Origin of the sequence: Microbacterium sp. HMH0099, assembly GCF_049384025.1 — a bacterium.
In the GTDB taxonomy this organism is placed as follows: domain Bacteria; phylum Actinomycetota; class Actinomycetes; order Actinomycetales; family Microbacteriaceae; genus Microbacterium.
Genome location: NZ_JBMRJR010000004.1, coordinates 288737 through 312788, shown reverse-complemented (window position 1 = coordinate 312788; position 24052 = coordinate 288737). Strand labels below are relative to the sequence as shown.

The 24052-nt window shown below is 71.2% G+C and carries 20 protein-coding genes; 10 read left to right on the top strand and 10 right to left on the bottom strand.

Annotation, left to right across the window (positions count from 1 at the left end; all coding sequences use genetic code 11):
* Positions 1–12 precede the first annotated feature (12 nt).
* Together ACO03V_RS11510 and ACO03V_RS11505 are read right to left on the bottom strand one after the other, a co-directional pair.
* A complete protein-coding gene (locus ACO03V_RS11510) occupies positions 13–936 on the bottom strand; it encodes a glycosyltransferase family 2 protein (RefSeq protein ID WP_367729779.1) in 924 nt (307 codons plus the stop codon).
* An 88-nt stretch (positions 937–1024) separates the two neighbouring features.
* Positions 1025–1915 (bottom strand): glycosyltransferase, encoded by an 891-nt coding sequence (locus ACO03V_RS11505; RefSeq protein ID WP_423137678.1) that lies wholly within the window; start codon positions 1913–1915, stop codon positions 1025–1027.
* Positions 1916–2019: 104 nt separating this feature from the next.
* Here ACO03V_RS11505 and rfbA point away from each other — a divergent pair, with 104 nt between their 5' ends.
* Genes rfbA through ACO03V_RS11490 form a run of 3 tightly spaced genes read left to right on the top strand, consistent with a single transcriptional unit; the run spans position 2020 to position 5310 of the window.
* Positions 2020–2889: a glucose-1-phosphate thymidylyltransferase RfbA gene (rfbA, locus tag ACO03V_RS11500; RefSeq protein WP_367729783.1), complete on the top strand. Its 870-nt coding sequence runs from the start codon at positions 2020–2022 to the stop codon at positions 2887–2889.
* Positions 2889–3887, top strand: a complete 999-nt coding sequence (gene rfbB / locus ACO03V_RS11495) for a dTDP-glucose 4,6-dehydratase (protein WP_367729785.1) — start codon at positions 2889–2891, stop codon at positions 3885–3887. Before rfbA ends, rfbB begins: the two co-directional genes overlap by 1 nt.
* A gap of 4 nt (positions 3888–3891) precedes the next feature.
* Positions 3892–5310 (top strand): sugar nucleotide-binding protein, encoded by a 1419-nt coding sequence (locus ACO03V_RS11490; protein WP_423137677.1) that lies wholly within the window; start codon positions 3892–3894, stop codon positions 5308–5310.
* Here the strand turns inward: ACO03V_RS11490 and ACO03V_RS11485 are convergent.
* From ACO03V_RS11485 to ACO03V_RS11465, 5 genes are read right to left on the bottom strand one after another with little or no spacing between them, the layout of a single operon-like run.
* Positions 5294–6319, bottom strand: coding sequence for a glycosyltransferase family 2 protein (locus tag ACO03V_RS11485; protein WP_423137676.1), 1026 nt, complete (start codon positions 6317–6319; stop codon positions 5294–5296). The genes ACO03V_RS11490 and ACO03V_RS11485 overlap by 17 nt on opposite strands.
* Positions 6316–7446 (bottom strand): glycosyltransferase family 4 protein, encoded by a 1131-nt coding sequence (locus ACO03V_RS11480; RefSeq protein ID WP_423137675.1) that lies wholly within the window; start codon positions 7444–7446, stop codon positions 6316–6318. The genes ACO03V_RS11485 and ACO03V_RS11480 overlap by 4 nt, the downstream gene beginning before the upstream one ends.
* Positions 7447–7449: 3 nt before the next feature.
* Positions 7450–8640 carry a glycosyltransferase family 2 protein gene (locus ACO03V_RS11475; RefSeq protein WP_423137674.1) on the bottom strand — a complete coding sequence of 397 codons (1191 nt, stop codon included), beginning with the start codon at positions 8638–8640 and terminating at the stop codon, positions 7450–7452.
* A complete protein-coding gene (locus tag ACO03V_RS11470; RefSeq protein ID WP_423137673.1) occupies positions 8633–9853 on the bottom strand; it encodes a glycosyltransferase family 4 protein in 1221 nt (406 codons plus the stop codon). The genes ACO03V_RS11475 and ACO03V_RS11470 overlap by 8 nt, the downstream gene beginning before the upstream one ends.
* Positions 9850–11772 carry a DUF6541 family protein gene (locus ACO03V_RS11465; protein WP_423137672.1) on the bottom strand — a complete coding sequence of 641 codons (1923 nt, stop codon included), beginning with the start codon at positions 11770–11772 and terminating at the stop codon, positions 9850–9852. The genes ACO03V_RS11470 and ACO03V_RS11465 overlap by 4 nt, the downstream gene beginning before the upstream one ends.
* 158 nt (positions 11773–11930) lie before the next feature.
* Here ACO03V_RS11465 and glf point away from each other — a divergent pair, with 158 nt between their 5' ends.
* Genes glf through ACO03V_RS11440 form a run of 5 tightly spaced genes read left to right on the top strand, consistent with a single transcriptional unit; the run spans position 11931 to position 18576 of the window.
* On the top strand, positions 11931–13073 hold the full coding sequence (glf, locus tag ACO03V_RS11460; protein WP_423137671.1) for a UDP-galactopyranose mutase: 1143 nt from the start codon (positions 11931–11933) through the stop codon (positions 13071–13073).
* A gap of 1 nt (position 13074) precedes the next feature.
* Positions 13075–14970, top strand: coding sequence for a glycosyltransferase (locus tag ACO03V_RS11455; RefSeq protein WP_423137670.1), 1896 nt, complete (start codon positions 13075–13077; stop codon positions 14968–14970).
* Positions 14967–17018, top strand: a complete 2052-nt coding sequence (locus tag ACO03V_RS11450) for an acyltransferase family protein (RefSeq protein ID WP_423137669.1) — start codon at positions 14967–14969, stop codon at positions 17016–17018. Before ACO03V_RS11455 ends, ACO03V_RS11450 begins: the two co-directional genes overlap by 4 nt.
* Before the next feature lie 26 nt (positions 17019–17044).
* Positions 17045–17836: an ABC transporter permease gene (locus tag ACO03V_RS11445; protein WP_367729897.1), complete on the top strand. Its 792-nt coding sequence runs from the start codon at positions 17045–17047 to the stop codon at positions 17834–17836.
* Positions 17836–18576 carry an ABC transporter ATP-binding protein gene (locus ACO03V_RS11440; RefSeq protein WP_367729898.1) on the top strand — a complete coding sequence of 247 codons (741 nt, stop codon included), beginning with the start codon at positions 17836–17838 and terminating at the stop codon, positions 18574–18576. Before ACO03V_RS11445 ends, ACO03V_RS11440 begins: the two co-directional genes overlap by 1 nt.
* Here ACO03V_RS11440 and ACO03V_RS11435 read toward each other — a convergent pair.
* From ACO03V_RS11435 to ACO03V_RS11425, 3 genes are read right to left on the bottom strand one after another with little or no spacing between them, the layout of a single operon-like run.
* Complete coding sequence (locus ACO03V_RS11435) at positions 18561–19562, bottom strand: glycosyltransferase family 2 protein (protein ID WP_387055576.1); 1002 nt, start codon at positions 19560–19562, stop codon at positions 18561–18563. The two genes, ACO03V_RS11440 and ACO03V_RS11435, sit on opposite strands and share 16 nt — an antisense overlap.
* 13 nt (positions 19563–19575) lie before the next feature.
* Positions 19576–20907 (bottom strand): O-antigen ligase family protein, encoded by a 1332-nt coding sequence (locus tag ACO03V_RS11430; protein ID WP_367729900.1) that lies wholly within the window; start codon positions 20905–20907, stop codon positions 19576–19578.
* Positions 20908–20914: 7 nt separating this feature from the next.
* A complete protein-coding gene (locus ACO03V_RS11425; RefSeq protein WP_423137668.1) occupies positions 20915–22315 on the bottom strand; it encodes an O-antigen ligase family protein in 1401 nt (466 codons plus the stop codon).
* Between the two features lie 61 nt (positions 22316–22376).
* Here ACO03V_RS11425 and manA point away from each other — a divergent pair, with 61 nt between their 5' ends.
* Positions 22377–23543: a mannose-6-phosphate isomerase, class I gene (manA, locus tag ACO03V_RS11420; protein ID WP_423137667.1), complete on the top strand. Its 1167-nt coding sequence runs from the start codon at positions 22377–22379 to the stop codon at positions 23541–23543.
* A 149-nt stretch (positions 23544–23692) separates the two neighbouring features.
* On the top strand, positions 23693–24016 hold the full coding sequence (locus tag ACO03V_RS11415) for a WhiB family transcriptional regulator (protein WP_367729903.1): 324 nt from the start codon (positions 23693–23695) through the stop codon (positions 24014–24016).
* The last annotated feature ends 36 nt before the right edge of the window (positions 24017–24052 follow it).

The window sequence follows — 24052 nt, the reverse complement described above, 5'->3', positions numbered from 1 at the left end:
GGGGGACCGGGCTCACGTCGCGCTGCCGGCCACCCGCGCGCGCTCCTCGGGCGCGAGGGTCGCCAGCAGGCTGCCGGGCTTCTGGCGCCGCGGACGCGAGAACAGGCCCTGCGCGAAGCCCTTGGCCACCGAGGTCGCCCAGAGCTTCTTGTCGGCGGCGACGGGGAACTGCTTCGCGGCGTGGACCACGAGCCCCACGCGGTCAAGCATGTCGGTGCTGAGCTTGCCCTGACGCTCGCGGATGTACCAGAGGTAGTTGCGCAGGAAGTAGAACAGCCGCCCGGCCATGTCGTTGCTGACGGGCTTGTTGTCCGGGTGGTTGATCATGCTGGCGGGCAGCACGAGGGCCAGCTCCCGGCGCGAGAGCCGGTGCGTGTACTCGGAGTCGTCGAGCCAGATGAAGAAGTCGCTGAGAGGGAGGTGCGTCTTCGCGGCCAGGCGCAGGTTGACCATGACGCCGACGAACGTGGCGGTGTCGATGGCGATGCCGCCGTGCGCGTGGGCGACGACCTGCCGCTCCGCGTCATGACTGATCACCGGGGGGTTGCGCTTGTTGTACGTGCCGCGGCCGGCGGTGACGAGGGATGCCACGAACGACGGCGTCGGGGTGACGGTCTCGAACGCCTCGATGAGCGGCGCCACGGCGTCGAGCTCGGGCTCGGCGTCGTCGTCCATGAGCCAGGCGCCCTCGTGCCCGTGGGCGAGGGCGATCTCCACGCCCCAGGCGAATCCGCCGGCGCCGCCGAGGTTGGCACCGGTGCGGAACAGGAAGACGTCGGGGTGGTGCTCGGCGACGTACTCCGCGCTGCCGTCCGTCGACCCGTTGTCCACGACGATGATCTCGTCGAGCGGTCGGGTCTGGTTCTCGAGCGCCGTCAGGCACTTCTCGAGCAGCTCCCGCCGGTTGTACGACACCACCACTGCAGCAAACGTCACGCCGATCCCTTCGTCAGATGCGTCGTCAACTATGACATACCGACCCGCGGCCCCCTCTCAGGGCGGCGCGGGCCGTGTGCGGACCGGGTCAGGGGCGGATGGCGCCCATGCGGCCGCGCGCGGCATCGCGGAGCCCGCGGAGGCCGGCGCGCAACTGCTGCCACCGGTCCGGCGCGGTCAGGGTGTTGAACGAGACGTCCACGAGCATGAAGGCCGTGCGGTGCACGAGCCAGCCGAGGTTGCCGCGGTGGTGCCGACGCCAGAGCGTCAGGCCGTTGCGCACCATGTAATAGGTGCGGAACGGGCGGTGGTACCGGCGGAAGCGGGGCTTGCCGAGCAACGTGAGGTGGCGACCGAACAGGACGAGCGGCGAGGGCTCCCCGAGGGTGTGCTCCAGGTCGCTGCCCGGCACGACGGCGAACTCGTAGCCGGCGCCCCGGGCGCGCAGCGTGTACTCGCTGTCGACGGAGTCGATGACGAAGTCGTCCGCGAACGGCCCGACCTGCGCGATCGCCGCCACCGACATCAGCTGACCGGACTGGATCGGGTCGAAGGGCCGCCCGTCGCGCAGCACGGTGATGCGCTCGTTCTCGACCGTCTCCGGTACGGCCGCGACCAGCCGCACCCCTGCGGCCTCCTCCGCACGGAAGACGTCCAGCCCGGCGACGACGTAGCCGGGCGCCACGCGGGAATCCTGGTCGAGCACCAGCACGTGCGTCGCGCCCTGCGAACGGGCGCGGGCCACTCCGGCGTTCAGGGCGCCCGCGATGCCGCGGTTCTCCTGCAGCGACACGACATGGGTCGGGTGGGAGGCGTAGTCCGCGGCATCCACGCTGAAGGTGCCGTCGTCGACGATCACCGTCGAGGCCACCTGCGGCGCCAGCTCGGCACACCTCGCGGGCAGGTCCGCCGGCGCGTTGTGCGCGGCGACCACGGCCACGACGACGGGGGAGAGCGGTGCGGCGGGGTCGGACGACACGGGGGAACCTTCCATCAGGACGACGTCCCGAGCCTAATCGGCCGGTCCCGTCCCCCGCGCCGTCGCGGCCGGGTCGGGGAGGCCCGGTATGCGACGATGGAGCCGTGAAGGGCATCATTCTGGCCGGTGGGTCTGGTACGCGTCTGCATCCGATCACTCTGGGCGTGTCGAAGCAGTTGATCCCGGTGTACGACAAGCCGATGGTCTACTACCCGTTGTCGACGCTGATGCTGGCGGGGATCCGCGACATCCTGGTGATCACGACGCCGCACGACGCGCCGTTCTTCGAGCGTCTGCTGGGGGACGGGTCGCAGTTCGGGATCAATCTGTCCTTCGCGCAGCAGCCGTCTCCGGACGGGCTGGCTCAGGCGTTCACGATCGGCGCGGACTTCATCGGCGACGACAAGGTGGCCCTGGTCCTGGGCGACAACCTGCTGTACGGCCCGGGTCTGGGCACGCAGCTGAAGCGGTACGCCGACGTCGACGGCGGTGCGGTGTTCGCGTACTGGGTGGCCGAGCCGGCCGCGTACGGGGTGGTGGAGTTCGATGCCGACGGCACGGCGGTGTCGCTGGAGGAGAAGCCGGCGCAGCCGAAGTCGAACTACGCGGTGCCGGGGCTGTACTTCTACGACAACGACGTGATCGAGATCGCCCGCAACCTCGCTCCCTCCCCGCGGGGGGAGTACGAGATCACGGACATCAACGCGGAGTACCTGCGTCGCGGCACGCTGCAGGTCGAGGTGCTCCCGCGCGGGACGGCGTGGCTGGACACGGGCACGTTCGATCAGATGACCGACGCGGCCGATTACGTCCGCACGATCGAGCGCCGCACGGGTCTTCGCATCGGCGTGCCGGAGGAGGTCGCCTGGCGGCAGGGCTTCCTCGGTGATGACGAGGTCCGGGAGCGGGCGAACAAGCTGGTGAAATCCGGGTACGGGACGTACCTGCTGGAAATTCTGGAAAGAGGCCGCTGATGGCGCACCTTCTCGTGACCGGCGGTGCCGGGTTCATCGGGTCCAACTTCGTCCACCACGTCGTGGAGCACACCGACCACACCGTGACGGTGCTGGACAAGCTCACCTACGCCGGCAACCAGGCCTCCCTGGCAGGTCTTCCGGAGAACCGGGTGCGCCTGGCCGTGGGCGACATCGCCGACGCCGCGGTGGTGGACCCCCTCGTCGCCGAGGCCGATGCCGTGGTCCACTACGCCGCGGAGTCGCACAACGACAACTCCCTGCACGACCCGCGTCCGTTCCTGGACACCAACATCATCGGCACGTACACCCTCCTCGAGGCCGCCCGCCGGCACGAGACCCGCTTCCACCACATCTCCACCGACGAGGTGTACGGCGACCTCGAGCTCGACGACCCGGCCCGGTTCACCGAGTCCACCCCGTACAACCCGTCCTCGCCGTACTCCTCCACCAAGGCCGGCTCCGACCTGCTCGTGCGCGCCTGGGTCCGCTCCTTCGGGGTGCAGGCCACCATCAGCAACTGCTCCAACAACTACGGCCCGTACCAGCACGTGGAGAAGTTCATCCCCCGGCAGATCACCAACGTCATCCGCGGCATCCGCCCCAAGCTCTACGGCAAGGGCGAGAACGTGCGGGACTGGATCCACGCCGACGACCACTCCTCGGCCGTGCTGACCATCCTCGACAAGGGCGAGATCGGTCAGACCTACCTCATCGGCGCCGACGGCGAGAAGGACAACAAGACCGTCGTCGAGCTCATCCTGCAGATCATGGGCCAGCCCGCCGACGCCTACGACCACGTCACCGACCGCGCCGGCCACGACCTGCGCTACGCCATCGACTCCACCAAGCTCCGCACCGAGCTGGGCTGGACCCCCGCCTACGGCGACTTCGAGTCCGGCCTGGCCGCGACCATCGACTGGTACCGCGCCAACGAGTCCTGGTGGGCCCCCGCCAAGGACGGCGTCGAAGCCTTCTACGCCTCGAAGGGCCAGTGACCCGGTGACCGCCTTCGGCAAGCAGCTCTCCGTCACGACGACCCCGATCCCCGGGCTGGTCGTCCTCGACCTCCCGGTGCACGGCGATTCGCGCGGCTGGTTCAAGGAGAACTGGCAGCGCGAGAAGATGACCGCCGCGGGGATCGACCTGCCCGACTTCGGGCCGGTGCAGAACAACATCTCCTTCAACGACGCGGTGGGCACGACCCGTGGCATCCATGCCGAACCCTGGGACAAGTACGTGTCGGTCGCGACCGGCCGGATCTTCGGCGCGTGGGTCGACCTCCGCGAGGGCGACACGTTCGGCGCGGTGTACACGACCGAGCTGGACCCCTCGAAGGCCATCTTCGTGCCGCGCGGTGTCGGCAACTCGTACCAGACGCTCGAGCCCGACACGGCGTACACCTACCTCGTCAACGACCACTGGTCGCCCGACGCCACGTACACGTTCCTGAACCTCGCGGACGAGACCGCGGCCGTCGCCTGGCCCATTCCGCTCGACCAGGTCGAGATCAGCGAGAAGGACAAGAACCACCCGCGCCTGGCCGACGTGGTCCCGATGCCGCCGAAGAAGGTGCTCGTGACCGGAGCGAACGGCCAGCTCGGTCGCGCGCTGCGGACCGAGTACGGCGACCAGCCCTGGATCGAGTACGCGGGCCGTGAGGACCTCGACCTCACCGCGCCCGACCTCGGGACGGCGCGCCGCTGGCGCGACTACGGCACGATCATCAACGCCGCCGCCTACACGAAGGTGGACGCCGCGGAGACGCCGGAGGGACGAACCGCGGCCTGGGCCGCGAACGTGACCGCCGTCGCGGCCCTCGCCCGCATCGCGACGCTGAACGGCATCACGCTCGTCCACGTCTCGAGCGACTACGTGTTCGACGGCGCGAAGGACGGCGCCTACGGCGAGGACGACCCGATCAGCCCCCTCGGCGTCTACGGGCAGACCAAGGCGGCGGGGGATGCCGTGGTCTCGGTCGTCCCGCGCCACTACATCGTCCGCACGAGCTGGGTGATCGGCGACGGCGCCAACTTCGTGCGGACCATGGCGTCGCTGGCCGAGCGCGGCATCGACCCGAAGGTCGTGGACGACCAGATCGGCCGCCTGACGTTCACCGCGGACATCGCCGCGGCCATCCGACGCCTCATCGACGGCGGGGCGCCGTCGGGCGTCTACAACGTCACCGGCGACGGCGAGCCCCAGAGCTGGTTCGAGGCGGCGCGCGAGGTGTTCCGGCTGACCGGCCACGACCCGGAGCGCGTCAGCGGCACCTCCACGGCGGACTACTTCTCGGCCGCGACGGCCCCGGTGTCCCCGCGTCCGCGCAACAGCGTGCTCGACCTCGCCAAGACCCGCGCCTGGACGCCCACGGCGCCCGCCGCACAGCGCCTGGAGGGCTACCTCACGCCTGAGGCGTGACCGAACGGCCGTCCCCGTCGGTGCCGGACGGGGCGGCCGCCAGACCCTGCCAGAAGCCGTCGCCACGCATGCGGAGCGACTGCGTGAAGGTGATGCCGCGGTCGAGTCCGGTCGCGGGGCGACGTCGATGCGGCACGCCGCGGCCCGCGCGCCAGCCCGCCACGCGCCCCCGCAGGGAGGCGACGTCCCGGCGCAGTACGAGGCGTGCGCCGACGACGACCAGCTCGGTCAGGACGGTCCGAGCCGCGTGTCGGCTGCGGAGGACGTCGTACACGCGCAGCGTGTACGCCCGCCCGAACGCGCTGAGATAGCGCTGACGGGGCGACTCCACGCCCGCGCTCGCGCCGCCGATGTGCGAGCCCAGCACCCGGGGGAGCGGCAGCGACGTCCACCCGCCGGCGGCCAGGCGCAGCGACAGCTCGAGCTCCTCGCCGTACATGAAGATGTTCTCGTCGAGGAGGCCGACGTCGTCCAGCGCCGCCCGGCGGTAGGCCGCCAGGGCGCCGTAGGGGCCGAGGTTGACCGGCGCCCGCCGCGCCGCGTCGGCGGGCAGAGACGACACGCCGTGCCACCGCACGTAGCCGGCGAGGGTCACGTCGGCGCAGGTGCCGAACGCGTCGACGTTGCCCTCCCGGTCGGAGAGCACGGGCGAGACGCTGCCGGTCCGCTCGTCGGCGGCGTCGAAGGTCGCGAGCAGATCAGCCGCCATGGACGGCTCCGCGATCACGTCGCTGTTGAGCAGGACGACGTAGGGCGCGGCGCCCGCACGGATGCCGTGGTTGCAGGACGTCGCGAACCCGCTGTTGACGCGGTTCCGCAGAAGGGTGACCTCCGGGAACTCGCGTGCCACGCGGTCGGGGGTGTCGTCGGGAGACACGTCGTCCACGACGAAGACGTTGACCGGCGAGGTCTGCGCGCGCAGCGATCGCAGGCATTCCTCGACGTGCGCCCAGCCGCCGTAGACGGGGACGACGACGTCGATGCGGGCGGTGCCGCCGGTGGTGCTCATGGGCGATGCTCCTCGCGTCCGGTGCCGGCGCGGCCGTCCAGCAGCCGGTCGAGGACGGCGGCGGTGCCCGCGGCGGCCGCGTCCCAGGTGAAGCGCCCGGCCCACGCGCGGCCGGCGGCGCGCCGGGTCTCGTCGTCGGCGGAGGCGAGGGCGCGGTCGATCGTGCGCGCGAGCGCGCCGGGGTCCTCCGCGTCGGTGTAGAAGACGGTGTCGCCGCCCACCTCGCGGAGGACGGGGATGTCGTTGGCCACGACCACGCAGGCGCGGCCGAGCGCGTCCAGGACGGGCAGTCCGAAGCCCTCGAGCAGGGAGGGGCAGACGTACACGTCCGCGCGCCGGTAGAGCTCCTCGAGCTCTGCGCCGCTCACCCAACCGGGCAGCTGCACCCGGTCCTGGAGGCCGAGCCGGTGCACGTCGGCGGCCAGGGGGTCGTCCGTCCCGCCGCCGGTGATGACGACGTCGGGGCGGGATGCCGGCGGCATCACCGCGACGGCCTCGAGCAGGCCGACGTGGTTCTTGTGCGGCATCCGGTTGCCCGTGCTCAGCACGAGACGCCGACCCGTGGCATCCGTCCGCCGATCGTCGGGCACCGGGGGCGGCGTGGTCCCGTTGGGGACGACGTGGACGCGGTCCGCGGGAAGCCCGAGGCGGCGGTGGACCTCCTCGCCGGTGGCGTGCGAGACCGCGATGACCGCGTCGGCCGTGAGGGCGGACCGGGCCATGAGCTCGGCGGTGACGCGGCGGAAGAGGCGTTCCCGGCCGGCCCCCGGGACCTGGTGGTAGATGAGGTCGTGGATGGTCACGGCGCGCGGGATGCCGCGACGGACGGGACCGAAGTTGGCGGGCGCCCAGAGGGCGGTCGCGCCGAGACCCCGTGCCGCGCGCTCGGCCCGGATCACCTCTCCTGCAGCCCACGACGACGGCGAGGCGCCGACGGCGGGCACCGGCTCGACGTCACCGGGGAAGAACGACCGCACCTCGGCCGCGCCCGGAGCGGACACGAGCGCCGCCAGCCTCGTCCCCGGGAGCAGCGCCGGCAGCCGTCCCGTGATCTCGCGGGCGTAGGTCTCGGTGCCGCCGCGTCCGCCGGTGAACCCCAGCAGATCGACGACGAGGGTGCGCGTCATCCGTCAGCTCTCGATCACGGCTTCCGGCTCCATGTCCTGGCGCGGCACGGTGAGGACACCGGAGAAGAAGCTCATCATGATCGTCTGGAAGCCCAGGATGATGCCGAGGGAGCTCGGGATGGCGACGCGGATGACGTCCACGGCATCCTGTTGCCCGAATCCGAGGGCGGCCCACTGCGAGACCTGGACGACGCCCAGAACCACGCCGAGGAGGAAGAGCACGGTGCCGGCGAGGAGCCCGCGTTCCGTCGTCCATCTCGACATGATGCGTCGATAGCGCTCGCTCGTCGGCAGGAACCCCTCTTGCGTCGCATACAGCTTCGTCAACCAGAAGAACAGGAGGGCTTGGAAGCCGAGGATGCACAGGGCGCTGGCGTAGACCATCGTCGTCACGTCGAAGCCGATCTGACCGATGCGGACCCCGCCGAAGGACAGGATGCCGACGGTGAGCGCGCCGAGCAGGAAGGCGAACAGGCCCGGGTACACGAAGAGCCAGCGGGGCGCGAAGAGCAGCAGGAAGCGCAGGTGGCGCCACCCGTCGTGCCAGCTGCGCAGGTGCGGCGGGCGCGAACGGCCGTCCTTCTTCAGGGTCGTGGGCACCTCGTCGATGCGGTACCGGGCCAGGGAGGAGCGCACCACCATCTCGGAGGCGAACTCCATGCCCGTCGTCTTCAGCGACAGCGCGCGGATGCGCTCCGTGTTGAAGCCGCGCAGGCCGCAGTGGAAGTCGCCGATGCCGGGGCGGAAGAAGAGCTGACCGATGAAGGAGAGCACCGGGTTGCCCAGGTACTTGTGCAGGGGCGGCATCGCGCCGGGCTCGATGCCGCCGGCGAAGCGGTTTCCCATCACGAGGTCGGAGCCGGTCCGGAGGCGCTCGACGAACGGCTCCAGCCGCGTGAAGTCGTAGCTGTCGTCGGCGTCGCCCATGATCGTGTAGGTGCCGTGAGCCTGGTCGATGCCGGCGAGGAGGGCCGCGCCGTAGCCGCGGCGCGACGCCGGGACCACGCGGGCGCCCAGACCCGTGGCGATCGCCTGGGAGCCGTCGGTGCTGCCGTTGTCGGCGACGACGACCTCGCCGGAGATGCCGGTGCGGTCCAGGAAGCCCTTGGCCTTCCGGACGCAGGTCTCGAGTGTCTCCGCCTCGTTGAGGCAGGGCATGAGGATGGTCAGCTCGATGTCACGAGTATCAGTCACGGGGGTCCCCTCCAGGGGCGTCTTGCGGTTGCTGCTGTACGGCGGAGCGGCCGGGGTCGACGACCTCCAGCAGCTGTCGGATGGTGGCGTCGATCGTGCGTTCGCGCCGGGCGCGGTCGTACCACTCTCGGGTGCGGTCGCGCAGGGCCGGACCGGCGAGCACGACCTCGGCGATGGCGTCGCCGAGGGGCCCGGGCGCGGGGGAGGCGGCGACGGCGCCGTTCGTCCCGGGTTCGATGAGCTCGGTCGCGGCGTTGTCGGGGTCCTCCACGAGGACGACCGGGACGCCGTGGCGGGCGGCCTCCACGACGACGAGACCGTAGCCCTCCCGCCGCGAAGGATTGACGACGGCGGCGGCGCCGCCCACGATCCGGTGCAGATCGTCCTCGCTCACGAAGCCGGGCAGCGCCGTCCAGGCCGCGGCGTCCGCGGCGTCGACGGCGGCACGGACGTCGGAGGTGCTCGGGCCGCTGCCGAGGATCACCAGGCGCAGCCCGGGGACCGTCCGCCGCGCGACGGCGACGGCCGCCGGGATGCTCTCGACCTGCTTGTCGGGGATGTGGCGTCCGACGTACACGACGTACGGGGGCTCGGCCGCGGCCCCCGCCCGGGGCTCCGGCGCGGCGTCGTCGTCGATGAGGCCGGGACTGCGCAGCAGCGTGCCGCGGAAGCCCTCGGCGCGCAGGCGCCCGGCGGTGAGGGCGGAGTGGCATGTCGCGACGGGGGTCAGAGCCACGGCGAGTCGCTGGGCCGCCCAGGCGAGGGCGCCGACGGCACGGCCGGCGTACTCCGCCCACTGACGGCGGCCCCACACCTCGAGGTAGTCGACGACGAGCGTGGTGCCCGAGCCGAGGAGCGCGGCGCGAGCGGTCAGCACGTTCAGCGCGGGGAGTCCGGACACGACGACGGTGCCGTAACGGCGGCGCCGTCGCAGGAGCGCCCAGCCGAGACGCAGGGCGAACACCACCGCGGTCCCGGTGCGGCGCACCCCGTTCTCGTCGTACAGGCGCAGGGCGGGGGAGACGGTGACCACGTCGAAGTCCGGGGCGGTCAGCGGCGCGCCCGCGCCCTGGTCGGCGGTGAGGTAGTCGACGTCGTATCCCGATCGGGCGAGGCTCTCGGCGAACGCCCGGTACTGGCGCTCCCCGCCGCCGACGGTGAACGGGAAGAGGCAGTCGTAGGCGATGGCGACGCGGCGGCGACGGTCCGTCATGAGCACCCTTCGATCCTGAAGAGCTTCGCATCCGGGCCCTCGGAGTCGACGAGGACGAGCCGGGCGGACGGTTGGAGGTCCTCCAGGCCGGTGTAGGCCGAGCCGTCGTTGCCGTTCACCGTGCGGTCGCCGAAGTCCAGGACGTAGGTCGCGCCGACGGCGCGCACGGCCTCGCACACCTCGGGGTCCGAGTCGATGTCGCGGAGGTTCTCCGTCAGGTACTGCTCGTCGGGGGTGCGGGTGCCGAAGACGTGGCGCTCGGTCACCGTGCGGTCGCCGATGGCGTAGGCGAGCGAGGCCCCCGTCAGCGGGCTGCCGACGATGACGGCATCCGGCGGGGTCGTCTCGTCGAGGCGGGTGAGCACGTCGAGCTCGTCCTCGCTCAGGACGTTCGCATCGGCCCGCAGCGCGTACTGACCCTGCGTCTGCACGATCGTCGCGCGGACGTTCTGTCCCACCGCCACGGAGGCGGCGAGGGCGGTCACGACGGCGACGGCGGCCACCGGCGCCCACGCGGAGGCTCCGGGCAGACGACCGAGGCACGCCCGCAGCCCGTCGGACACGGCCAGCGCGCCGAGCGTCACCAGCGGGATGGCGGCGACGGGCAGGAGCGCCGCGAGACGGTAGGGGTCGTTGTACCAGGGGTTGGCGAGGAACTCGCGGATCGGGTTCGCCACCACGGCGCCGGAGCACAGCACGAAGAGGACGAGCGCGGCGAGGAACGGACCGGCCGCGGGCAGACGGGCGGGTCGCCGGGCGATGACGACCGCGCCGACCGCGAGGAGGAGCGCGAGGACGATCGTCATGGGGAACTGCCGCGGAGCGAGCGTCAGGGCCTCGCCCACCGCCTGCGACGCCGTCTGCCACGGTCCCCAGCGGGACATGTCGTAGTTGGTGCGGGCGACGGTCCAGACCGCGTAGCCGATCACCAGCAGCCCCAGCGTGACGACGGCCAGGGCGAGGAAGCGTCCCCGCGTGCGCTCGGCGCGGGTGAACGGGACGAGGAGGAGCACGACCGCCGGCACCGCGAGCGCGAACACCCCGAGGAGGGCGTTCGGGTGGGAGATGCCCACGCCGACCGAGATGAGGAGGAGGAGCAGGAACGGGCGGACGCGCTCACGCCACCCGGACGCCTGCACGAGCGGCCAGACCGCCGCGAGCGCCGCGCCGATCAGGGCGTAGCCCGCGAAGTTGGGGTACAGGACGCCGAAGTCGAGCAGGAGCAGGGGGAACGCGCCGAAGCCGGTGGCCAGCAGGGCGGCGAAGACGACGGCGAGCGGTCGGCGGAAGACCGCCCAGGCCAGCGCCGCGGCCGAGAAAGGCCAGACCACCGCGCCGATGACGATGTTCGCCGCGGTGACGGCGACGGGGATGGGCGCACCGGTGAGGAGCTGGACCAGCGCGACGATGCTGTGCCAGCCGTTCGGGTAGAACGGGATGTCCGAGGTCGCGCCGATCTGGACGGCGGACGCGTCGGCGGTGTCGGTGGCGAGCTTGATCGCGTTGAGGTGGACGATGTTGTCGAGCGTCTGGGAGATGGCATCCGGTCGCCCGAACGCGACGACGAGCTGCACCCCGATCGCGAGGGCGCTCACCGCGAGGGCCACCGTCATGCCGACCGCGTGGGTCGGGCGGACGGAGACGACCTCCCCAGCCCGGAGCACCCGTCGCACGACGAAGGCGACGGCGGCGATCAGGACCGCGACGAGGGCGACGGGGAGCGGGGACCACGGCAGTCGCACGAAATGGGCGACGTTGGAGGCGACCGCGAGGACCGTCACCGACATCGCCGGGACGAGCAGCCACGGGAGGACGTCGCGCACGTTCCACCCGGCGAGGCGGATGAGGATGCCGGGCAGAAGGACGGCGGCCAGTGCGACGGCGATCGACGGAAGCGCCGTCAGCCAGCTGCCGGACATGCGTCTCCCGTCTCGTCGGCAATAGCAAGCAATCGTAGCCGACGCCCCGGTGAGGGTCAGATCGGGCGCCCGGCTTCGTTGGGTAAAGTGATCTGTCGTTGCGCTCGACAGGCGCGGGCCGCGATGTCGGCCGCTCGATCACACGAAAGCGTATCTTCATGGATCTTCTCATCGTCGGCTCCGGCTTCTTCGGTCTCACGATCGCGGAGCGGGCCGCCGCTGCCGGCCGCAAGGTCACGGTCATCGACCGTCGCCACCACATCGGCGGCAACGCGTACTCGGCCGACGAGCCCGAGACGGGCATCGAGGTGCACCAGTACGGCGCGCACCTCTTCCACACCTCCAACCCGACGGTGTGGGAGTACGTGAACCGCTTCACGGACTTCACCAGCTACGTGCACCGCGTCTACACGACCCACAAGGGTGTCGTGTTCCCGCTGCCGATCAACCTCGGCACCATCAACCAGTTCTTCCAGGCCGCGTACACCCCGGGCGAGGCGCGCGCGCTCGTCCAGGAGCTCGCCGGCGAGTTCGACGCCAAGGATGCCGCGAACCTCGAGGAGAAGGCGATCGCCCTCATCGGCCGTCCGCTGTACGAGGCGTTCATCCGCGACTACACCGCGAAGCAGTGGCAGACCGACCCGAAGGACCTCCCCGCCGAGGTCATCTCGCGCCTGCCCGTGCGCTACACGTACGACAACCGCTACTTCAACGACACGTGGGAGGGTCTGCCCGTCGACGGGTACACCGCCTGGCTCGAGCGCATGGCGGACCACCCGAACATCGACGTCAAGCTCTCGACGGACTACTTCGACGAGTCGCAGCCGCTGAACAAGAAGGCCACCGTCGGTCAGGTGCCGATCGTCTACACCGGCCCCGTCGACCGCTACTTCGACTACGCCGAGGGCGAGCTGTCGTGGCGCACGCTCGACTTCGAGCAGGAGGTCCTGCCGATCGGCGACTTCCAGGGCACCAGCGTCATGAACTACGCCGATGCGGACGCCCCTTACACCCGCATCCACGAGTTCAAGCACTTCCACCCCGAGCGCGCGGACCGCTATCCGATGGACAAGACCGTCATCGTCCGCGAGTTCTCGCGGTTCGCCACGCGCGAGGACGAGCCCTACTACCCGGTGAACACGCCGGAGGACCGCTCGGGCCTGCTCGCCTACCGCGAGCTCACGAAGGGCGAGCAGGGCGTGCACTTCGGCGGACGCCTCGGCACCTACCAGTACCTGGACATGCACATGGCGATCGGTTCCGCCCTGTCCATGTGGAACAACACGCTCAACGAGGGCTGAGATGACCGACACCGCTCGCCGCATCGCCGTCAACAACGTCGTCTTCCCCGTCGAGGGCGTCGCCGAGGTCTCTTCGCTGTACGTGGACACGGGGACCGGCGACGGCTCCCAGCCGGGCGAGGCCTACGAGATCGTCGGCCGCCGGTCGGTGCGCGTCTTCGCGCACAAGCGCATCTCGATGGGGACGTTCTTCAACGCGTTTCCCGCAAGCTACTGGCAGCGCTGGACGTCGGTCCGCGACGTGCGCCTCCGGCTGCAGCTGGAGGGCGAGGGGCTGGTCTCGGTCTACAAGTCGAGCGCGCGGGGCCGCTCGTCGGCGGTCGCCTCGAAGCAGTTCGAGAACGAGGTCGTGGAGTTCGACCTGCCGGTGCGCTCGTTCGTCGACGGCGGCTACTACTGGTTCGACCTCGCCTGCGCGCAGTCGGACGCGACGCTGGTGCAGGCCGAGTGGAGCGTCGAGGTCGACGAGGAGTGGGTCGGCGGTCGGGCCACGGTCGGCATCACGACGTTCAACCGTCCCACCTACTGCCTCGACCAGATCCGCGCCGTCGGGCAGAACACGTACATCCAGGAGGCCCTCGACCGCGTCATCGTCGTCGACCAGGGCACGCAGCTGGTCCAGGACCAGCCGGGCTTCGACGACATCGCCGCCGGACTGGGCGACCTCCTGCACGTCGTGCGCCAGCCGAACTACGGCGGGTCGGGCGGGTTCTCCCGGGCCATGCTGGAGTCGCTCGCCTCGTCGTCGAGCGACTACGTGCTGCTCCTGGACGACGACGCGATCAGCGAGCCGGAGGCCATCCTCCGCGCCGTGCGCTTCGCCGACTTCGCCGTCACGCCCACGATCGTCGGCGGTGGCATGCTCCACCTGGACGAGCGGGCCGTGCTGTACACCCAGGGCGAGGTCTGGGACGCCCGCAAGTCCTGGATGGTCGCCTCCGGCGACAGCGAGTACGACCACGACTTCGCCGAGGACACGCTGCGCGAGACGCCGGAGATCCACCGCCGGCTCAACGCGGACTTCAACGGCTGGTGGATGTGCCTCATCCCCACGGAGATCCTGCGCCGCATCGGGCTCTCGCTCCCGGTCTTCCTCAAGTTCGACGACATCGAGTACTCGCTGCGGGCGGCGCGCCACGGCTTCCCGACGGTGAGCCTCCCCGGCGTCGCGGTCTGGCACATGGCCTGGCACGACAAGGACCCCACCCGGACGTGGGAGGAGTACTTCATCCACCGGAACCGGGTCATCACCGGTCTGCTGCACTCGGACGTGCCGCGCGGCGGGTACCTGCCCCTCCACTCTTTCCTGGGCGACCTCAAGCTGCTATTCATGCTGCAGTATTCGACGGTCCGCCTGCGCCACCAGGCGCTCGCCGACGTGTTCGCGGGTCCCGCGTCCCTGCCCGAGTGGCTGGGCTCCCGCCAGGGCGACGTCCGCGAGATGCGCACGCACTTCGTCGACGCCCGTGTGGTCGAGGACCTCTCCTCGATCCCGCCGGTGCGCCGGTCGTCGCGGGCCTTCCTCGGCGCCGTCCGCCGGCCCACGAATCCGTTCGCCACGTTCGCGCTGGCGCTGCGGGTGACGTTCCGTCAGCTCCTCGTGAAGGAGTCGCCGGGCAGCAAGCAGAACCCGGAGCGCATCATCCCGGCCCCCGACATCACGTGGTGGCGGTTCGCGGACATCGACTCGGCGCTGGTCACGGCGCCGGACGGCATCGGTGTCGCGTGGTACCAGCGGGACCGCAAGCAGATGCGCCGGTCGATCGTCCGCGGCGCGCTGCTCAGCCTCCGTCTCTCCGCACGCTGGAACGAGCTCTCCCGCCGTTACCGCAACGAGATGCCCGATCTGGTGTCGGCCGACGCCTGGCAGCGGATCTTCGGCGAGCACGCGCGATGACGGCCCGGACGTGCACTCGGCGTCCGGCTGAGGCCCGTCCGCTCTCCGACCGGCCGTCGACGACGGTCCGATCCGATTACCGCCCCGACATCGACGGGCTGCGCGCCCTGGCGATCCTGCTGGTGGTGGGTTACCACGTCTGGCTGGGGCGCGTCTCCGGCGGCGTGGACGTCTTCCTGATGCTCTCCGCGTTCTTCCTCACGCGGACGTTCCTCACCCGGATGCAGGCGGGTGTCCGCGTCTCGCCGCTGGAGCGGCTCGTCGGGGTGTTCCGGCGTCTGCTCCCCGCGGCAGCGGTCACCCTGCTCGCCGTCCTCGCCGCCGCACACGCCTTCTACCCGGCCTCGCGCTGGCCGTCGATCTGGGAGCAGACCTGGGCGTCGCTGCTCTACGTGCAGAACTGGGTGCTGTCCGCGGAGGCGGTCAACTACTACGTGCGCTCGGACATCCCCAGCCCGCTCCAGCACTTCTGGTCGCTGTCGGTGCAGGGGCAGGCCTTCGTCCTCTGGATCATCCTCCTCGCGGCGTGCCAGGTCGTCGTGCGCCGGTGGTCGCTCGCGCCGGCCCGCGTCGTGGGTACGACCTTCGGCGTCGTGTTCGCGGCGTCGTTGGCCTACTCCGTCATCCGGACGGCCACCGTCCAGGAGGCGGCGTACTTCGACACCTTCGCCCGGCTGTGGGAGTTCGCGGCCGGCTCCCTGCTCGTCGTCGCCCTGCCCCTGCTGCGCCTGTCGGCGCCGGTGCGCGTCGTCCTCGGCTGGCTGGGCCTGATCGGCCTGGTGTCGGTGGGGATGCTGCTGGACGTGCAGGGGGGCTTCCCCGGCTTCCTCGCCCTCTGGCCGATCCTCAGCGCCGCGGCGATCGTCGCGGCCGGGTCCGGGGACGCGTCGCCGCTGCCGACCCGCATCCTCGGGTCGCGCGTGATGCGGGCGATCGGCACCGACGCCTACGCGCTCTACCTCGTCCACTGGCCCATCCTCGTGACGTGGATGGTCCTGCAGCGCGACCAGCACGTCGGCATCCTCGCCGGCATCGGGGTCGTCGCCCTGTCGCTGCTGCTCGCCCGGCTCCTGACGCGACTCGTCGACGCCCCGATCCGCTCCTGGCGTCGTGGGGCCCGCGCGCTCCTGCCGGCCGTGGGCGTCATCGTCGTGTCGGTCGTCGCCGTCGCGGCCGTCGTGAGCACCTGGCAGACCACGGTCACCCTGCGGGAGCGCAGCCTCGCCTCCGTCGAGGTCCGAGACAATCCCGGCGCGGCCGTGCTCCGCAACGCGTTCCTGGCGGAGGAGGAGCTCGACGCGCCGCTGCTGCCGCTTCCCACCACCCTCGACGAGGAGTGGGTGCAGCTGGAGCGCGTCTGCGACGCGAGCGTCGGCGCCGACAGCGACGTGATCTACGGGACCTGCTTCTCGACCCCCTCGACCCCCGACGCCGATCGCACGATCGTCGTGGCCGGCGACTCCCACGCCCAGCAACTGACGGCCACGGTCCTGGATCACGCCGAGCAGAACGGCTGGGGCGTCATCACGCTCGTCAAGGGCGGCTGCGCCCTCGGCCTCGACGAGTCCCGCCGCGACCCCGAGGGGTGCGGACAGTGGCGCGACGCCGCGATCGACCTCATCGAGAACCTCCGTCCCGCCGCCGTCATGACGATCGTGACCCGCGCCGGCGTCGACGGGGAGCCCGAGGTCATGCGCCCCGGGATCGATCGGACCCTCGACCGCTTCGTCTCGGCCGGCATCCCCGTGCTCGCCGTCCGCGACAACCCCCGCTTCGACGTCGACATGTTCGAGTGCGCCACCGGGCCCGACCCCGACGAGTGCGTCGTGGACCGCGCGGACTCGCTCGCGGACGACAACCCCGCGTCGGCGCTGGATCGCGAGGGCGTCCACCTGATCGACCTCACCCCCTGGATCTGCCCCCAGGACCGGTGCCCGGCGATCATCGGCAACGTCGCGGTCTACCGGGACGACAACCACCTCTCGCGGCTCTACGCCACCACGCTCGGTCCGTCTCTCACCGAGCTGCTGCCGCTCAGCATCGGCTGATGCGCTCCCCCCGTAGAATCGAGCGGGTGACCCCCGCCGCCGTCGGCGCCCCCGGATCCGCGCGGCGCTACCTTCATTCGCTGTGGCTGCTGTCGGCGCGTGACCTGCGCGTGCGCTACTCCACGAGCGCGCTGGGCTACCTGTGGTCGGTCCTCGACCCGCTCGTGATGAGCGGCATCTACTGGTTCGTCTTCACGCAGGTGTTCCACCGCTCGGTCGGCGAGGAGCCGTACATCGTCTTCCTCATCACCGCGCTCCTGCCGTGGGTGTGGTTCAACTCCGCGGTCACGGACTTCACCAAGGCGTTCAAGAAGGACGCCCGGCTGGTCCGGTCGACGTCGATCCCGCGCAGCATCTGGGTCAACCGCATCGTGCTCAGCAAGGGGATCGAGTTCCTCTTCTCCATGCCGGTCCTCGTGCTGTTCGCGGTCTTCGGCGGCGCGCAGGTGTCGTGGAACCTCCTGCTGTTCCCCGTCGCCGTGCTGCTGCAGATCGTCCTGCTCACGGGACTCGGTCTCATCGTGGCGCCGCTGTGCGTCATGTTCGGCGACCTGGAGCGGACGACGCGGCTCATCCTCCGTGCGCTGTTCTACGCCTCGCCGATCATCTACGGCGTCCAGAACCTCCCCGGCGCGTTCTCCGACATCGCCGCGTTCAACCCGCTGTCGGGCATCTTCACCCTGTACCGCGTGGGCTTCTTCGGCGACCAGTGGGACACGCTGACCGTCGTCGTCGGCGCGGCGCTGAGCGTCGGCATCCTGATCCTCGGGATCCTGCTGTTCCCGCGGCTGGAGCGTCCCGTGCTGAAGGAGCTGTGATGGAGCGACCCGCGATCGAGGTCCGCGACCTGGGCGTGCGCTTCCGCCGCAACAGGCGCGGCGGCCGCAGTATCAAGGACCTGTTCGGCGGCTCCACGCGCCGGGCCCGTCCGGACGAGTTCTGGGCGCTGCGCGACGTGTCGTTCGACGTGCAGCCGGGCGAGTCGATCGGCGTGGTCGGCCGCAACGGGCAGGGCAAGTCGACGCTGCTGAAGCTTGTGGCCGGGGTGCTGCTCCCGGACGAGGGCCGCGTCGAGGTGCGCGGGGGAGTCGCCCCGCTCATCGAGATCACCGGCGGCTTCGTCGGCGACCTCACCGTGCGCGAGAACGTCCGGCTGACGGCGGGACTGCACGGGATGCCACGGGCCGAGGTCTCGCGCCGGTTCGACGACATGATCGACTTCGCGGAGATCGGCGACTTCGTCGACACCCCGTACAAGCACCTCTCCAACGGGATGAAGGTGCGCCTGGCGTTCTCGGTCGTGTCGCAGCTGGACGAGCCGATCCTCCTCGTCGACGAGGTGCTCGCCGTCGGCGACCGGTCCTTCCGCGAGAAGTGCTACCGCCGCATCGACGAGCTGCTCGCCGACGGGCGCACGCTCTTCTTCGTCAGCCACAACGAGAAGGACCTGCGCCGCTTCTGCACGCGCGGCCTGTACCTCGACAAGGGCAGCTTGCAGATGGATGCCGCCATCACCGACGTCCTGGACCGCTACAACAGCGACTACACGACGGGCTGAGACTGCTCCAGCGGCGGCATGGGCTTCCAGGTGGCATCCCGCGAGATCTTCCGTCCGTCGCGGAGACCCCGGAACAGGTGACTCGTCCCGCGGAGCTTGCGCTCGACCACGACGAGGCGGATGAGCTCCTTCACGAACGTGAGCGCGGTGCCCGCGGTGAAGGGCAGGGCCCGGTACACGCCGACCGACCGGTAGTACTTCTGGATGAAGGCGCGGTTGCGCATGATGTAGTACCGGTACGCGTCGCTGGAGGCGTTCATGTGGCGGATGCCCATGTCCCACTGCTTGATCTCGCGCGTGCGGCGCAGGACGAACTCGTTCACGATCACCGACGGGGTGCGGCGCGAGGCCAGCCAGCCGTAGACCTGGTCGTCCCAGTAGATGAAGAACCGCGGGTCGGGCAGGCCGATCTGCGCGACGACGTCCCGGTGGATGAACATGCCCTCGAAGCATCCGGAGTTCATCGGCTTGAACCCGGAGTCGTCGAAGCCGGCGGGGGCGAAGGGGATGGGGATGCCCATGGCCTCGGCGATGCGGTACTGCCAGTAGAACTCGCTGCCGTCGTAGTCGTAGCGGCGGCCCTGGATGCTCTTGAACCGCGGCGCCCAGCGACCCATACGGGCGAGGCCGTCCGAGACGACCTCGACGTCGTCGTCCATGAGCCACATCCACTGCGAGCCGAGCTCGTACGCGACGCGCATGCCCTCGCTGAACCCGCCCGAGCCGCCGGTGTTCGTCTCGAGGCGGCGGTAGACGAGCTCGGTGGGGAGGCGGTCGCGGAACGACTCCACGACGGCGGTGGTGTCGTCGGTGGAGGCGTTGTCGATGACGACGAGGTGGCCCGGCGCGGGGTCCATCCGCTCGATGCTCTCGAGGAGCCGGGTCAGCAGGTGCGTGCGGTTGAAGGTGACGACGACGATGGTGGCCGACGCGGGATCGAAGGATGCCTCGGGGGCGGGCGCCGTGGCGTCGTCTGCGGGGGTCATAGCGCCGTCGATCCTACCCGTTCGCCCGATCGGCATCCTGCGCCGGGGCGGCTCCGCCGTCGCGCGGCATCCGTGCCTCCAGCCGCTCGCGCCAGGAACGGGACTGCCCCGCGCGCACCGCGCAGACCACCAGCAGGAGCCACCCGGCTCCGGACAGGGTGAAGCTCTCGAAGAGCGACACGCACAGCAGGGCGACGAGGATGAGGGGCGTCCAGGCGTGGACCACCGACCGCCGCTCGCTCGCCACCAGCCAGCCGCGCGCGAGGGCGATGCCGCCGAGGGCGAGGAACAGCAGCAGGCCCGCCCAGCCGAGCTGGAGCAGGACGTCGAGGTAGGCGTTCAGGGCGGACGCGTGCGTCTCGCCCAGCCGGAAGTTCAGCGCGTTGAACGGGAACTCGCTGCGGCGCCACGGCCCGAAGAAGCCGAAGCCCTCGACGGGCCGGGACCGTGCGAACGACAGGATCTCCGTCCACAGGTCCGTCCGGAGAGAGATGTCGGTGCGGGCGCCCAGGACCGCGACGACCGCCCCGCGCATCGCGTACCCGACGGCGATGAGGGCGACCACCGCGACGCCGAGCGCGGTCTGCGCGATGGAGCGCTGCGCCGGCGGCATCCGTCGCACCGTCCACAGTGCGAGGGTCGCCAGCGCCGTCGCCGACGCCACGATGACCACCGTCGGTGAGTCGCTCAGGACCGCGAGTGTGCCGCCGAGGACGACCGAGGCGAGGGCGACCCCGACGCGGACCGACTGCGTGCGGTACTCCACGACGAAGGTGATGAGGGCGACGACGGTGACGAAGCCGAGGTAGTTGCGGGTGCCGAACAGGCCCTGCACCGGTCCGAGGGTCGCGATGTCGCCGGCGATGCCGAGGAACGGGATGGGCAGGTCGAGCAGGATGCCGCTGAGGATCTCGAGTCCGAGCGAGATCGCGAGCAGCCACCGGAGCACGTCGCCCAGTGCGCGCACGGTCTGCAGGGCGTCGCGCACGTGCCCGATCACGACGGCCAGCAGGGCGATGCCGGCGAACGAGACGGCCTTGCCGAGGGTGACGACCGGGTCGCCGCTCCAGAAAGCGCTGACGAGGGCCCACACGAGCAGCAGCGTCGCAGTGGTCGGCGCGAGCCGCACCAGCTCGATCTCGCGCCGGCGGACGACGAGCATCGCGGCGCCGATGACGCAGAGGCCGGAGACGATCGTCGCGTAGGCGACGTCGCCGGCGACAGCGCGGATGGCGAACGAGGAGAAGACGGCGGCGAACGCCGTGAGGGTGAAGGCGCGGGCGAAAGAGGCGGAGTCCAGGAGGTGGCGGACCCCCGACGCCTCCGGCGGCGGACTCACCGTCATGACGACGTCACGGGGCGGGTCTCTGCAGCTCGCCGCGTTCGATCGACAGGGTCCGCTCGGCCGGGCCGACCCCGACGAGGGGCGCCTGCTTGATCTTCGCGCCGAACAGGACGACGAACATCCACCCCCAGAGCAGCAGCGGAGCGGACTCGGTGAGGCCCTGGACCACGAGCAGCGCACCGATCAGGGTGGGCAGCAGCGTCAGCGGGGAGTACGGGCGGTCCGCCTGCAGGTCCCAGCGGGGGCGGTCCACCGCGAAGAACCAGGACCGCCAGAGGTAGGCGAGGTACACCAGCGCCAGCAGCCCCACGCCGACACCGCCGAGCTGGAGGTAGGCGTCGACCCACATGCTGTGCGCCTGCACGACGGTCTCGCCGTGATCGACGATCCACCCGTCGATGAGGGGCTGGTCGGCGATCCACGGGGTCGAGTAGCCCCAGCCGTGCAGCGGGTGCTGGTTCGCCCGCTCGAGGACGGCCTGCCAGATCATGTCGCGTCCGGTGAGATCGGACGAGCGGCCCAGCACCCCGAACAGCGCGTCCCGGCCGAACCACAGCACGGCGCCGCCGCCGACGCCGAGGAGGGCGAAGAGCAGGTACCAGCGCGTGCGTTCGCCGGGGCGACGGGCGGTGCGCATGACGAGCACCGTGACCAGGACCAGGGCGACGAACGCCGCGGCGACCACGGCGGTCGCGGAGCCCGCGCGGACGAAGAGGTACGCCGCGACGGCGATCCACACCAGCAGCAGCGGGCGGCGCGGGGCGCGGGCGGCGAAGCGGACGGCGAACACGATGATCGCGACGATCATGGCCGGGGCGAGGAGGTTGGCGTTGCCGAAGATCCCCTGGATGCGGCCCCCGTCGAGGAGGTTGTCGCGCGACCAGTAGACGATCGGGTCCATCCGCTCGGCGGGGATGACGAAGCCGGGCAGCAGGGGCCCGTGCACGAGGAGCGACACGCCCAGCTCGAACAGCAGCGACAGTGCGACGATCCACTTGGCCGCCGACGCGACGGCGCGGACGACGTCGCGCCAGGCCAGCATCGCCCCGACGAAGAGCCCCTGAAAGGTCGTCACGGCCAGCATGAGCCAGGTGACGACGGATGCCGCGGGCCAGGCGCTCCACAGGATCGAGAGCAGCGCCCAGCCGACGTAGCCGAACGCCAGCCACGGAAGCCGGCTGACCAGGACGGGCGGGCGCACGACCGCCCAGACGACGGCGGAGACGACCGCCGACCCGACCACGACGACCCCGGCCGCGACGGGCCCGACCGCGTTGACCAGGCCGACACCGCCGAGGGCGAGCACGATGACGGCGACGCACCACGCCCGCAGGAGCAGGTGGCCCGTGGTCTCGCGCACCGGGGCCGCGGGCGGCCCCGTCACGGGGTGGTGGGTGTGCATGGCCATGGTGCCTTCAGGGTACCCGTCCGACCTCGGCGCCGACGGGCCTGCCGGGTAGGCTGACGCCGTGCTGGTAGCGATCTCGAACACGCCCCGCGACTACGCCTGGGGCAGCCCGACGCTCATCGCCGGTCTCGAGGGGCGGACCCCGACCGGTGCACCCGAGGCCGAGGTCTGGTTCGGCGACCACCCGGGATCGCCGGCCCGCGTGCACGACGGGTCCGGCATGACGCTCGACCAGTGGCTCGCGGACCCGCCCGGACACGTCGACGTCCCCGCCCACCTGCCCTATCTCCTGAAGCTCCTCGCCGCGGGGGCGCCCCTCTCCATCCAGGTGCATCCGTCCATGGAGCAGGCGGCCGAGGGGTTCGCCCGCGAGGAGGCCGCCGGCGTCCCGCGCGACGCCGGCTCGCGCAACTACAAGGACGACAACCACAAGCCCGAGGTCATCGTCGCGCTCAGCGAGACGTTCACGGCGCTCGCCGGCCTGCGCGACATCGCCGCCACCCGGCGGCTCGTGGACGCGCTCGGCGGCGGAGCGGGCGTCGACGCGCTGCGCGAGCGGCTGAGCGCCGACGACCCCGCCGCGGCCCTCCGCGCCGCGATCGGGTGGCTGCTGGGCGAGGCGGCGCGCGAGGAGATCGAGCAGATCGTCTCCGCCGCGGCATCCACGACCTCCGACGAGTTCGCCGCGGAGCTCGCCCTGACGCGCGCACTGTCCTCCGCCTATCCCGCCGATCCGGGCATCGTCGTCGCGCTGCTGATGAACCTCGTCGAGCTGCGTCGCGGGGAGGCCGTCTTCGTCCCGGCGGGCGTGCTGCACGCCTATGTGGCCGGGCTCGGCGTCGAGATCATGGCGGCGAGCGACAACGTGCTGCGCGGTGGGCTGACGCCGAAGCACATCGACGTCCCGGAGCTGCTCGCGCTCGTCGACTTCCGCCCGGCACCGGCGCCGCTGCTCACCCCGTCCCCGGCGGGCGCGGGGGCCGAGGTGTTCGACCCGCGTATCGCGGACTTCGCCCTGGGCCACCTCACCGCGGGGGAGTCCACCGCTCGCCTGGACCTGCGGGGCGTCTCCCTGGTGCTCGGCGTGGCCGGCGAGGCGCACGTCACCGGCGCGTCCGGCGCCGTGCTGACGCTCAAGCCCGGGCAGGCCGCGCTCGTCACGGCCGACGAGAGCCCGATCGCGGTGCGCGGCGACGGCGAGGTCTTCGTCGCCATGCCGGGAGCGTGATCGCATCGCGACACGCCCGCGGCGCGTCGTGAAGGTTCAAGCCGCCATTGAGCCTTTAGTATCCGCGACTTGACCGGAGCGAATCACACCGGTGTAATTATGAGTACGCGAAATCGCGTCATGGGGGCTCGAGCGAGGCGGAGGACGAGATGGCGACGTCACAGTATCGATCCGGCGTCCCGGACAACTGGTTCGTCGACCCGGTCGACCTCGGTGTCCCGGGCGTACGGCGTGACACCGAAGCCGGCGACGACAACGCTCTCGCCTGGCAGACCGACGCCCTCTGCGCGCAGACGGACCCGGAGGCGTTCTTTCCCGAGAAGGGCGGCTCCACCCGCGACGCGAAGCGCATCTGCACTTCGTGCGACGTCAAGGCGCAGTGCCTCGACTACGCCCTGCAGAACGACGAGCGCTTCGGCATCTGGGGCGGTCTGAGCGAGCGCGAGCGGCGCAAGCTCAAGCGTCGCGCCTGATCCCCGCGCTCCCGGCGCGGCGTCGCCGTTCGCCGG